This is a genomic window from Thiorhodospira sibirica ATCC 700588 (assembly GCF_000227725.2).
Taxonomy (GTDB): Bacteria; Pseudomonadota; Gammaproteobacteria; order Ectothiorhodospirales; family Ectothiorhodospiraceae; genus Thiorhodospira; species Thiorhodospira sibirica.
Genome location: NZ_MU255057.1, coordinates 43,264 through 54,681, shown reverse-complemented (window position 1 = coordinate 54,681; position 11,418 = coordinate 43,264). Strand labels below are relative to the sequence as shown.

The window sequence follows — 11,418 nt, the reverse complement described above, 5'->3', positions numbered from 1 at the left end:
AATGGCGAACGTTGAGGATGGGTGTTTCATCGGGGATCCGGTCACCAAGGCGCAGACCTGCAAATCGGCGCAGGCTCTCGATTTCGTAGAGCGCGTCTTCCATCCCCGGATCACTGAGGTTGTAGAACCGCTGCATGCAATGAATCCGGAGCATCATCTCCAAGGGATATGGAGGACGGCCAACGCGCCCCTTGGAGTAATGCACCTTGAGCTTCTTGACCAGCACAGACCAGGGAATGTGTCTGTCCATTCGCTCAAGGAACAGCTCACGTCGCGTCTTGCGCTTCTTATTCTGGGACTCAATGTCAGCAAAGCTCATCTGATCCATGGGGCAAATCTTACCACCTATCAATTTACTCACGGGCACGAAAAGCCGGCAGCGGCAGGTCGTTTTGCAGACAGCGCATCAGGTAGCGCAAGCCACGTGTGAACCACGAAACCAGGCTGCGGGCAAGCTTGCGGAAGCTCCAGAGGTTCGGATCGTCCTGTGCTTGGTTTTTTTCGAGCGGGGTCGGAGGGTGACACGCCTGTTCGCGCCCAATGCGCACACACCCATACATCGCCAAGGCCATGATCAACACCCGGCGTTCCAAACGATCCGCAGGGCGCAGGTGCGAATCCCCCCAAGCCAAACTCCTCGCCCCCTTGAACGTCGGAGAACATCGGCTCGATGCCCCACCAGTACGCGCGCCCGGGTCGGAATCGCATCCATGGCAATCATCCACGGCTCCGGATGACCGGATTCATGCACAATTCCCAGGTGGGTCACCACCCCAGAGGCGAACAGGCGCACACCCGGAAAATATCCTTCCCGCACACCCTTGGCCAAATCCCCGGTCGTGGTCTCCGCCACGCCGGTGTCCACCCGCAGATTCCCCTTCAAGCGCAACCGGTAGCCCCATTCGTGCGCATGCAACCACGCGAACAACGCCGCCGATGGGTAGAACCGATCCGCCAACAGCAGCACCCGCGCCCCAGCCGGCAGCCAAGCCAACACCGTCTCCAGGAGGGCTTTCTGGCCCGCACAGCCGATGTTCGCCGCGCCTTGCCTGGCCCACCAAACCAACGGCAACGCCCGCTCGCCCACGCGCAAGGCCAACACCAGCAACGCCATCCGATCCCCCAAATCGGTTTGATCCAGACTCAGGCACACCGTCTGATCGTGACGGGCCGCCTGCGCCAGTTCGGCCATCGCCAACGGCTGCATGATCTCGGTTGGACACACCAACGGGTTCTTCAGCAACCGTCTCAACCACTGTTCGCGCATGTCTTGGCGCTCGGTCTCCAGCGGCAACACATTGCTCAACTCCACCGTGTTGGCGGTTTGCGCTTCGATCATCGCTCCGACCACCAGCGACAGTTTCCTCACCACCGTCAGGCGCAGCCCCGGATGCGGCTTTGCGCAGTCCACGTTCCACCTCTTCTGCCAAGTGTTTGATGCTTCCCATGCCCTCCCCCATGACCTCAGTTCAGCCAACCCTCAAAGTTTGCCATAAAAGTGATAGGTGGCAAGGCACATCACCTTTGACCTGAACCGTCTGAACCAAGTCAGCCTGATCATGCAAGGCGGCGAGGGCTTACCGATGACGCAAACCCATTCTAAGAACCGTCAAGCTCCACTATGGCCCGATCCATTTACGGCAACTGTTCCTACAATTGATCCAGCAAATTGATGCCTTCGCCGGTGATGCCGCTCTGCTGCAAGCCGCCGGTTTCAATGATCAGGTCTATCGTTTATTAGCGATGGCCTTACAGCCGGAAGTGTTCCTGAAGCAAACGGATTATCTAGCGGCGCAGCGCGTGGACACCCTGGCGGCTTTTGAGCGCTATGTTGAAGAACATCTTCAAAAACCTGTGGCGCTGACCGAAATCGAGCGGATGCTCGGCGTTTCGGCGCGTGCTCTGCAATACGCCTGCCTCAAGCGCCACGGCTGTTCGCCGATGGCGTATATCCGCAACCGCAAACTGGATTATTCCTACCAATACTTGTTGCAGAGCCAAAACGATATCAATCTCGCCAAACTCTCAGCGGAATTGTATTTTTCCATTCAATCCAAATTTTCCCGCTATTTCCGCGAACGCTACGGCGTTTTGCCGTCGGAATTCATGGCCAGTCGCAGCCAGAAAAAATAGCAACGTGCCAAGCAACACTACTCAAGCATTGACCCAAAAAAACACGCAATTTCGTTTTTTGTGTAAGCGGATTTCGTTTTAGAGGTATATCAAGAACCCACCAATCAATAGACTGGCTCCCTTGATTTTTGTCATCGATCTGGAGCTTTGATATGCACACCCCAAACCACCCCATTTCACTGCATGCCGTTGATCAGGAAGTCATTGTTATTGATGCGGTGCTGAGCAACGAAGCATCACTGCTGGATGCACTGCCCCTTGGTGGTTATGTGCACCTACTGGATGACACTGCCGATGCCATCACCCAACTGGCAGAAATTGTGGCGCACTACCCCGGCTTAAAAACACTGCACTTAATCAGCCACGGTGCACCCGGTGCTATTTTTTTAGGCCATCACACCCTGTGTTTGGATACCCTCCCACAACACACCCACTTGCTGGGAAGCCTGCGCCAGTCTATGGCACCGGATGGCGAATGGCTGATTTACGGCTGTGAAGTCGCGCAAGGCGATACCGGTCGTGCGTTGGTAGCCGCATTACAAACCAAAACCGGCTTGAAGATTGCCGCCGCCAGCCACAAGGTGGGGCACACGGATTTAGGTGGTGATTGGGTGCTGGATGTGATGCCAGCCACCTTGCACAGTCAGCCACTGGCGTTAAATGAATGGCGGGGGGTGCTTAATGGTGGCCCTGAGTTGGATTTGGATGGTTTTGATACGCCAGAAATCACCAGTTATGAAGTGAATTACATGGCGGACGCTCGCCCGAACTTTCATGACCTTGCATTCTTCACACATTCTGTCGAAGAAGCCAATAGCCGAGGGCTGACTCATTACGGCGAATTGCGGATCAGTTTTGATAAAACAGCTTTCACGGATGAACATGATGAGTTGTTAAAACTGGGTGAGGTAACGCTGACTTGGAACGCAGGAGCTACCGAAGCAACTGGAAGCGACATCGCTTTCACAGTGGGCAGTGACGATTACTTGTATTCCATTGCCGTGGTGGGTGATATTGCGACCATCACCTTCAAAGGCGATGGTGGAAGCCTGACAGCTAACCAGGTTGAATTCATTCTCGACAACATTTACTACACCAACACAAAGCAATTCCCAACCGGCGGCAATCGTATTTTTACTCTGAACTTGACCGATTCACTCAATCAGAATCCAGCAGAAACCACTTTTACCGTACTGTTTGGGCAGCAGGCAACGCCGCCAACGGTGGATTTGAATGGCCCCGGCAATCAGATGGGGGGTGACAGAGGGCATTTGGCACACCATCAACTTCCAAACTGCTACGGATGCTATGACGTTCACGGCATCCAACACCGTCAACATTCCTGACCTAAATCCAGCAGACCGGCTGGGAGAGCTGAAAGTCAGCTTTACCTTAGCTAACTTTGTCGATGGCAACAGTGAATCCTTGGGTATCGCCAGCACCCTTGTTACGATAGTCAGCAACCTTGGCACCACTTCGGCCACTTCTTCGCCTGTAAATTTCCAGGCAGGTGGGCACAACTTCACTTACTGCTCCTAAAAACCTAAACAAAGTTGCTTATGCGATTTTTAGGCACTTCGCTCTCCGTTGATAACACCCTTGCGGGCGAGCAACTGGAGTCCTGGTTGAGCAGTCCCAACCGAATGGCCGGTCAACACCGGCAACATGGGCGGTTTCAGCCGTCGAAACCCAGCTTGCGCCATAAAAGTGGCCTCGGCGTTCATCCTGAACAGAGAACAACTTTGCGATTCGACTTCGACCCCGACCATGGAACGCGAAACCTTCGCGCTTGTAGATAACCTATCTACAGTAGGAAATTTTGATGAAGAATGAAGAAAAAATCAAGAACTGTTTTTTGCTCCATCAGCGTCACGGGCGGTGTCGCCACCGTCACTTTTGTTGAGCAGGGCCAAACCGGTGTCATTGCCGGACAAGCCGAGGCGCTGCGGGCACCCCCACAGGCAACGACCGCCTTTTCGATGTCAGATTGTTTGAGCAAACCAACCAAAGCGCCAGCGATTTGGCACGGTTCACGGTGGTGTTTCCGGATACCACACCGCCGGTGTTCCAAAGCGCCGAAACCAGCAGCGATGGCACCAAGATCATCCTGACTTATAACGAAAACCTGATGAATACAGTTGGCGGCAAGCCCGCTGCAAGCACCTTCACAGTGCTGGTCGATGGTCAGGAACGCACAGTTACAAATGTTGTAGTCACAGGCATGACAGTTGAGTTGACGCTGGTGAGTCCGGTTACTGAAGGTCAAAGTGTAACCGTCGCCTACACAGACCCTACAGCCGGAAATGATGCAAGTGCTATTCAGGATTGGGCAGGTAATGATGCGGTATCGCTGCCAGCAACGCCGGTTACTAATAATGCACCTACCCCTTTAACCCTGGATTTGAACGGCCCGGCAGCAGGTGTTAACCGCACCGTCAATTTTGACCCGGCTCCAAATGCCATGACCTTCACCACAGGCATCAATGATAAAAATGCCTTGGGAGGACAACTGGTGGGTGAACACCAAATCGAGACCTTTGGCAAGGTAGAGATTGTTTTCAACAAAAACCACTTCACCGGTACCGACTCGCTCACCCTCTTTGATAGTAGCAACAACACCAATCCCATTGCCATTAACAACATCGGTGGTTTGACTTGGCCGGCAAGCGGGCAGACGAATGTCGCATTCACGCTGGGCGGTGAAAGCTTTGGTTATTCGCTGTTCAGCACGGGTAGCGGAAATTGGACGCTGGTGCTGAACACCGCCAACAGTACCATCCCCATGACCTCGGCCAGAGTGGAGTTGTTGCTGGATGCGCTGGTTTACTCAAACACCGCTTCTCCTGCACCCACCTCCGGCACCCGCCCCTTCACGGTCAAGCTGTATGAACCCGGTTTGAGTAACGTACATTCCACGGCCAACCTCACCGTGGACTTTGCGCCCGCCGACACCACACCACCAGTACTCCTAAATGCGGAAACCAGCACCGATGGCACTCGGATTTTCTTAACCTATGATGAGCTGCTGGATGCAACCCATACCGCAGCATCCGGTGATTTCAGTGTGATGGTGGGCGGGGGTGCCTTATCCCGTCGATAGCGTTAGCGTAATTGGCTCTACGGTTGTTCTTACACTGGGAACGCCCATTCCATACGGTGAATCCGTTGCAGTGTCCTACACCGACCCAACCGCAGGCGATGATCCAAACGCTACCCAAGACTTAGCAGGCAATGATGCCGCAACCTTTCAGGCTTTGCGCCCATGTGCGATCATCCGCATCCGCCCCACGGTCAAGCCAATCTGCCAATGCTTGCCCCAGTGCATTTAATGTTTGCCGCTCTCCAGCGAGTCGTTCGACGATGATCCAGTCATTCCAGGGCACATGCAAACCCCAGTCAGGATTATCAATATCGCTGTTGGGTAGCCGGTAATGGAGTGTCGGGCGGGCGTTGACACGCTCATCAGTGACCACCTGCCTGACACGTTCGGCATCCAGATAGGCAAACAGCGGCAGTAAATCCAGCGCCCGGTTGCGCGTAGGATTGGCAGCAAGATAGTCGTCGATCAACTGATCCTGCGAGGGCCAATAGCCCGGATCAATCACGTGACGCAGGTAGTCCCTTGCAAAAGGATCGGCAAAAAAGGTCAGGCGGCGTGTCCAGTCCACAGCACAGCGTTGACTTAACCAATCAGACAGCAACAAAAATGCTTTGAAATACCTTACGATGACCGATGTTTCCAAGCTGGGCAACTCAGGATTAAATTGCAGCCCAAAGGCATGCAATGGGTGGTCGTGGGTACCGCAGGCACCCGCATCACGCAAGGCTTTAATTAGCGCTTCAACTTCGCCAAGACGCTCCAGTGGCAACGGTGGACTGATAATTTCCAGCGGAACGAGTGGCTCGGACACGCGAAGCAACAGATGTTCGATGGTATCCTCAATCGTCTCACTCAAATCCTCGCTGTTACGGTCGCGCCGTCCCAGTCTTTTTAGCAGAGCAAAGTCGATCTCAACCCGCCAGTCACCGGCAGGATCGTTGCAAATGCGCGCATCATAGCGCCCGGTATGCTCAATAGTCCCGTTGATTTGATCAGCAACCAGCGCAATGGCATCGGCTAAAGATAGGCCGTTAAACTCGATTTCTATGCCAACGCGACGAGGTTGACCCTCATCAGTAACTAGGTTTGGCGGCATGCGTAGGTAAGCAGTTCTCATTATTCCATCGCGGCGAGCGCAACCATCATGCACAGCACGATCAATCGGCCCTGTTCGCGTCCTCCATTTATAGTGAGTGATTTCAAAAGTACAGGCTTTTTTCCTGAGATGTTGCCTGACGGCAGTGATCTTTAATACCGACAAGCAAAGTCCGGAGAATATCCGGACCTTATTGCTTAGCAATCGATCAAGATACGGGCGAAATGGTCGGCGTGTGGTTATGGATACGGCCATTTTTAATCACCTTCTCTGAATGACACCGCATGGCTTTTTACGCTTTAGAACCCATCACCTCTATATCTTACCCCATTCAACACTACCATTTGGAGAGCTACCCGTTTTTAAACCACTAGCTCAAAGGCATTGAGCTGTTCCGAGGCACCCTTGAAAAATTTTTGCCTGCCCCTATCTAAGCGCTAACCGGGGATGTCAGAGCGGTATCGTGGCGATGCCGCTTGTCGCAAAAACAGATGATATTCCCAGTCAACACAGTGTTTATTGAGATATTTCAAGAGGTGATTACCATGACGATGATGCGCTATGAACCTTGGAGTTTGATCAATCAACTGACTCGTGAACTGGACCGGGTTTACAGCGGTAAAGGCGGCGCTGAGGAAAGTGCTGCAACCAGCGATTGGGTGCCAGCAGTGGATATCCGCGAAGAAAAAGATGCCTATATTCTCTATGCCGATGTCCCCGGTGTCGATCCCAAAGCCATTGAGATCCACATGGAAAACGGGATATTGAGCATCAGTGGCCAACGCAGCTATGAAAATGTCGAAGAAAAGGAAAACTTCAAGCGGGTCGAGCGGGTCAGAGGCAGCTTCTATCGCCGCTTCTCCTTGCCGGATACTGCCGATGCGGACAAAATCAGTGCCCGCAGCACCAACGGCGTTTTAGAGGTGCGCATTCCCAAACAGGAGAAAATCCAGCCTCGCCGTATTCAGGTTGAAGGATAAACATAGCAATACCGACAATGCCGGGCAAGCCATCGCTTGTCGGCACCAAAAAACCAAAAACGTGCAAGATCGGCGGGCGTTACATTGGCGCCCGCCGTTTTTAATGCGGATAAAACGATCGGATACTTTTATGCCAACGCGGGGAAGCGCTGGCTAAGGCAGCTGATGATTTGTGCTTGTACCTGTGCCAGGGGCAGGTTGGCGTCAATGCGGATGATGCGGTGGGGTTCGGCGTGGGCGCGCTGTTGGTAGGCGGCTTGCACGCGGGCAAAAAAGGCCAGGGTTTCCTGTTCAAAGCGATCCGCCGCTGCGCGCTTTTGGGTACGTTGCAACGCCGTGCTGACCTCGGCATCCAGCCATAGGGTGAGATCCGGACGGAGCGGGCCTTGTACCCAGTCTTCCAGGGTTTGAATGCGCGCCAGGGGAATTCCCCGCCCACCGCCCTGATAGGCATAGGTTGAGTCGGTGAAACGATCACACAACACCCAGGTTCCCTGGGCCCGCAGGGGTTCGATGGTGTGGCGCAGGTGCTCGGCACGGGCCGCAAACATCAACAGCAGTTCGGTATCGGCATGCATGGCCGGGTAATCCGTAGACAACAGCAAGCCACGCACCGCCTCGCTAAGCGGCGGGCCGCCGGGTTCTCGCGTGGTGACGACGCTGACGCCACAGCGCTGCAAGTACTGCTGCACCCCTGCAAGGTGAGTGCTTTTGCCAACACCTTCAATGCCTTCCAGAGTGATCAAGGGTGCAGTCATGCCGGATTCGCCTAAAGGGTTTGTTAAGGTCTGTGGTGCCGTCAAGTCCGCCCACCAATGTGTGAAAAGGCCATCATTTAGGCATAACCACTGCTTTGCAGGCGCAGTTCCCAGGAGCGAATTTCTTCGCGGGTGTAATCCAAAACCTGCCGGCTGGCGACTTCACGATGCTGATCAAGCAATAATCCGCCCAGTTCATCAGCCAGTTCCTCGGCACACACGAGCATGGCATCAAAGGCCATGACCCCATCCCAAGGCCCCGGCAGACGTAAGATCAAGGCCAAGCCTGGGGTGGTGAAGGTGGCCATTTCGTAGGGATTGAGCGCGCCCGGTTTAACCATGCTGGCGACACTGAACAAGGTCATGCGCTGCTGGTGATGCTCGACCATGCGATGAAAAATGTTCATCTCGCCATATTCCAGCCCTTGCTGGCGCAACACTCGCACAATATCCGCACCATGAAAGTGTGCGGTCAAATGGGCACTGACATGCAGCGCCAGAATCTTTTCCGGCTCTTGTCGCGTGATACCTACGGTGGGCGCTTTTCCGATCTCTCGCGGGGGTGGCGAAGGCGCAAGGGGTTTGCGCCCTGGTGTCGGTGCGACAGGGTCAGGGGTTGCGGCTTTAGGCTTCACCTTGGCGCGGGCCTTGATCTGGATTTTGATGGCGGGCGCATCGGGATCTGTCGCCGCCGGTGCCGGATTCGCTGCGGCCCTGACGATCGGCGCAGCCGCGCTTTCGTCGGCATCAGAGCGCCGTCGTCGCCCCAAGATGGAAGGCTTGGATTTAGCCGTCACCGGTGCAACCGGTTCTGGCTCCCGCTCAAGCGGAGCATCGCCCAGCACCGGCTCACGCCGCCCGTCGCTGGCCTTGATGTGGACTTGTGCGCTTTCGTCAGCTGCAGGCAACGCCGCATCGTCATGCTCACGTTTTTCTTTTACACGGCGCAACCAGCCCACCAGATAAATGGCAGCCATGATCAACAGGCCAATGCCCAGCAAGAGCCAACGTAGGGAAGAGTCCATATACCACCTGCTATCAACAATCTCAAAGCCACAGGGCTTTTGGTCTTTGAATACGAAAAAAATCCCACCGGCGGTGGGGGATAAGCGGCTAGCATTGTACTGCCCGCCACAATCTGCGCATCCGCGCCAGCTGCATTCTAGCCATGCCATCTAATGCGCCGCAACAAAAATCCCTTCGCTGTCCATGATCTGACCAGCGCGCTGATAAAGGCACGCACGGTGTGTCAGGGCGCCTGCTCCGCGCACAGTGGTACAAAGCGGGCTTGCAGCAGGTGCGCCAGTGCATGGGGATCAAGCTCAAGCTGTAAACCTCGGCGACCGGCGCTGACGAAGATCGTCGAAAAATCCTGGGCCGAGTGGTCGATATAGCTTGGCAGGCGTTTTTTCTGACCCAGCGGACTGACCCCGCCGAGCACATAGCCTGTGGTGCGCGAGACCAGTGTCTTGTCGGCCATGCCGGCCTTTTTCGCCCCGGCAGCGCGGGCCAAGGATTTGAGGTTGAGCATGGCGGCGACCGGCACCACAGCCACCGCCAGTGCCGCAGTATCGAGTTGTACCACCAAGGTTTTGAATACCCGCACGGCGGGCAGGCCGAGTTTGTCGGCGGCCTCTTGCCCATAGGCCTGAGTGGCCGGATCGTGGACGTATTCGTGCAGCGTGTAGGGGATGGCTGCCTTGTTGAGTTGCACGATGGCTGGTGTCATCCGCTTTGCGCGAGAAACCCCGGCCTTTAAGCCGCCCGTCTCGCTTCCTCCGTTTTGGGTTGAGGTTGAAAGGTGTAACCATAGCCGTCAGCGCGCTGCACCACACGACAATGGCGGTGGGAAATACCCTGAACCACGCCGTGCGCGGTCTGGATATTGAAACTTCCTGATGCGCGTACCGCGACGCGCCCGCTATGGGTTCCTGCCTTTTTGCCCGTCGCAACCTGGGCAATGACACGATCCCCCGTCTGAAACCCTTTAATGCGTTTCTGGCGGGTCAGGTAGCCACGCGGGAAGCCAAAGCGGGAGAGCAGGGTGCGTTGATAGCTGCCGCGCCCGGTGGCTTTGATAGCCAACGCGGGTCTGTTCCAGCCATGGAGCGCGTCTATTTCACCCACGCAGGCAGCATCCAGTGCATGGGTTTTGGGTATCTCTAGGCGGCGGCGGTTGTATTTGGTGCGCCCGCCCGATCCGGTAGTTACGGGTAAGCCCGTTGCTTTGAGATGATTGAACAACGCCCAGCGAGTGGCATTGACGGCAGCGGCATCTTGCAACGGGGTTTTGACATGGGTCTGAATGCGGCGCAGCACTGACGGCCTATCTTTAAGATAGACATCAATGTCTTGATTGCCTTTCTGTTGATTACAGTGGGTGCAAGCCAGCGTGAGATTGCTAACACGATCTGATCCGCCTTTGCTGCGCGGGATAATGTGTTCAATTTCCAGCGGGACATCTTTTGCACCACAATAAGCGCAGGTGCGATGCCATTTCTCCAACAGATATTCGCGTAGTTCATAACCAGCCAGTTCACCTTGCTGATACTCAACCCCGCTGATTTCCGGTGTTTGCATGGCTTGAGTATCGAAGCGCACCAGCTCTTGACGGATGCAGGTGAGCGGTGCCAGCCGTTGCAGGCGTTTTACCCAACTCAGTGTTGTCTCCAGGCGATGCCGCAAGCTAGGTGGTAGCCAGCCTTTAGGTTTAGCGCGATTAAGGAACCGCGGCGCACGATAGCGGGTTTTGCGATTGCGGCGGTTACGGCGTATGGCACGGCGTGCGGTCAATGCGTCACGGATGGCAGCGCCGCGATGGGTAAGTTCACCCAACCAAAGCACGACTGCTTCGCTGCGCACTTCGCCGGTATCAGGGTCTATATTTTCTACTTCACGCACCAACGCCAGGCCGGTCGTTTTGCTACCCGGATCAAGCTGCAAGCGCAGGGGTTGCGCCGTCCCGCCGATGCGGTCTTTTAGGCGGATGGTGAAGGGATGCAACCGCACTACCACGGCACGATTGCGCTGTAAGAGCAAGCGCGCCCGCTTTTCTGAGCAGGGCATCAGCGGTTGCTGCTTTTTATCTAAAACAAACACGGCCATCGTATTCTCCCATATCAATACCCTTACGGGCCTAGTGACGAAACCTTGCGGCTCGCTCCCCTCGGGCATGTGCATCACCGGCTCCCGCTTGCGCGGCGGCTAAAACCTTCGGCGTTTTACCTTTCGCCAGCATGATCCCAACCTTCCAGAGTCCGGGACTGAGGAAGCATCCCGGAGTGGGTCTTAACGACCTGTGATGCACGTAGCGGGTTTGCACCGCTTGCCCTGGTCAACCGAGCTTGCTTT

General features: G+C 55.3%; 14 protein-coding genes. 5 read left to right on the top strand and 9 right to left on the bottom strand.

The window, feature by feature from the left end; translation table 11 throughout:
• The 3 genes from THISIDRAFT_RS13740 to THISIDRAFT_RS13735 form a co-directional block, all read right to left on the bottom strand.
• Nucleotides 1-328 (bottom strand): transposase (locus THISIDRAFT_RS13740; RefSeq protein ID WP_246585432.1); only part of this gene is annotated, 328 nt, incomplete at its 3' end.
• Nucleotides 329-353: 25 nt separating this feature from the next.
• Nucleotides 354-581, bottom strand: coding sequence for a hypothetical protein (locus THISIDRAFT_RS14995; RefSeq protein ID WP_246585431.1), 228 nt, complete (start codon nt 579-581; stop codon nt 354-356).
• Complete coding sequence (locus THISIDRAFT_RS13735) at nt 575-1,411, bottom strand: transposase (RefSeq protein WP_246585430.1); 837 nt, start codon at nt 1,409-1,411, stop codon at nt 575-577. The genes THISIDRAFT_RS14995 and THISIDRAFT_RS13735 overlap by 7 nt, the downstream gene beginning before the upstream one ends.
• Before the next feature lie 245 nt (nt 1,412-1,656).
• Here THISIDRAFT_RS13735 and THISIDRAFT_RS13730 point away from each other — a divergent pair, with 245 nt between their 5' ends.
• Nucleotides 1,657-2,133 carry a helix-turn-helix domain-containing protein gene (locus THISIDRAFT_RS13730; RefSeq protein ID WP_006788850.1) on the top strand — a complete coding sequence of 159 codons (477 nt, stop codon included), beginning with the start codon at nt 1,657-1,659 and terminating at the stop codon, nt 2,131-2,133.
• A 152-nt stretch (nt 2,134-2,285) separates the two neighbouring features.
• Complete coding sequence (locus tag THISIDRAFT_RS13725; protein WP_006788849.1) at nt 2,286-3,479, top strand: DUF4347 domain-containing protein; 1,194 nt, start codon at nt 2,286-2,288, stop codon at nt 3,477-3,479.
• A 458-nt stretch (nt 3,480-3,937) separates the two neighbouring features.
• Here THISIDRAFT_RS13725 and THISIDRAFT_RS13720 read toward each other — a convergent pair whose 3' ends face one another.
• Nucleotides 3,938-4,132, bottom strand: coding sequence for a hypothetical protein (locus THISIDRAFT_RS13720; protein WP_139064087.1), 195 nt, complete (start codon nt 4,130-4,132; stop codon nt 3,938-3,940).
• Here THISIDRAFT_RS13720 and THISIDRAFT_RS13715 point away from each other — a divergent pair.
• On the top strand, nt 4,121-5,233 hold the full coding sequence (locus THISIDRAFT_RS13715) for a SwmB domain-containing protein (protein ID WP_006788548.1): 1,113 nt from the start codon (nt 4,121-4,123) through the stop codon (nt 5,231-5,233). The genes THISIDRAFT_RS13720 and THISIDRAFT_RS13715 overlap by 12 nt on opposite strands.
• Nucleotides 5,214-5,462, top strand: coding sequence for a SwmB domain-containing protein (locus THISIDRAFT_RS15420; RefSeq protein ID WP_083824665.1), 249 nt, complete (start codon nt 5,214-5,216; stop codon nt 5,460-5,462). Before THISIDRAFT_RS13715 ends, THISIDRAFT_RS15420 begins: the two co-directional genes overlap by 20 nt.
• Here THISIDRAFT_RS15420 and THISIDRAFT_RS13705 read toward each other — a convergent pair.
• Entirely contained in the window at nt 5,355-6,584 is a 1,230-nt protein-coding gene (locus THISIDRAFT_RS13705) for an amidoligase family protein (protein WP_139064086.1), read from the bottom strand. The two genes, THISIDRAFT_RS15420 and THISIDRAFT_RS13705, sit on opposite strands and share 108 nt — an antisense overlap.
• 290 nt (nt 6,585-6,874) lie before the next feature.
• Between THISIDRAFT_RS13705 and THISIDRAFT_RS13700 the strand changes: the two genes are divergently transcribed.
• Nucleotides 6,875-7,309 (top strand): Hsp20/alpha crystallin family protein, encoded by a 435-nt coding sequence (locus THISIDRAFT_RS13700; RefSeq protein WP_006788546.1) that lies wholly within the window; start codon nt 6,875-6,877, stop codon nt 7,307-7,309.
• A 128-nt stretch (nt 7,310-7,437) separates the two neighbouring features.
• On the opposite strand, the gene tmk is transcribed toward THISIDRAFT_RS13700, so the two are convergent.
• The 4 genes from tmk to iscB all read right to left on the bottom strand — a co-directional run bounded on the left by tmk (nt 7,438) and on the right by iscB (nt 11,172).
• A complete protein-coding gene (gene tmk / locus THISIDRAFT_RS13695) occupies nt 7,438-8,067 on the bottom strand; it encodes a dTMP kinase (RefSeq protein WP_006788545.1) in 630 nt (209 codons plus the stop codon).
• A 77-nt stretch (nt 8,068-8,144) separates the two neighbouring features.
• Entirely contained in the window at nt 8,145-9,092 is a 948-nt protein-coding gene (gene zipA, locus THISIDRAFT_RS13690) for a cell division protein ZipA (protein WP_006788544.1), read from the bottom strand.
• A gap of 224 nt (nt 9,093-9,316) precedes the next feature.
• Nucleotides 9,317-9,796, bottom strand: coding sequence for a Cys-tRNA(Pro) deacylase (ybaK, locus tag THISIDRAFT_RS13685; RefSeq protein WP_006788543.1), 480 nt, complete (start codon nt 9,794-9,796; stop codon nt 9,317-9,319).
• 26 nt (nt 9,797-9,822) lie between these two features.
• Nucleotides 9,823-11,172, bottom strand: a complete 1,350-nt coding sequence (gene iscB, locus THISIDRAFT_RS13680; RefSeq protein ID WP_040853187.1) for an RNA-guided endonuclease IscB — start codon at nt 11,170-11,172, stop codon at nt 9,823-9,825.
• Nucleotides 11,173-11,418: the final 246 nt, after the last annotated feature.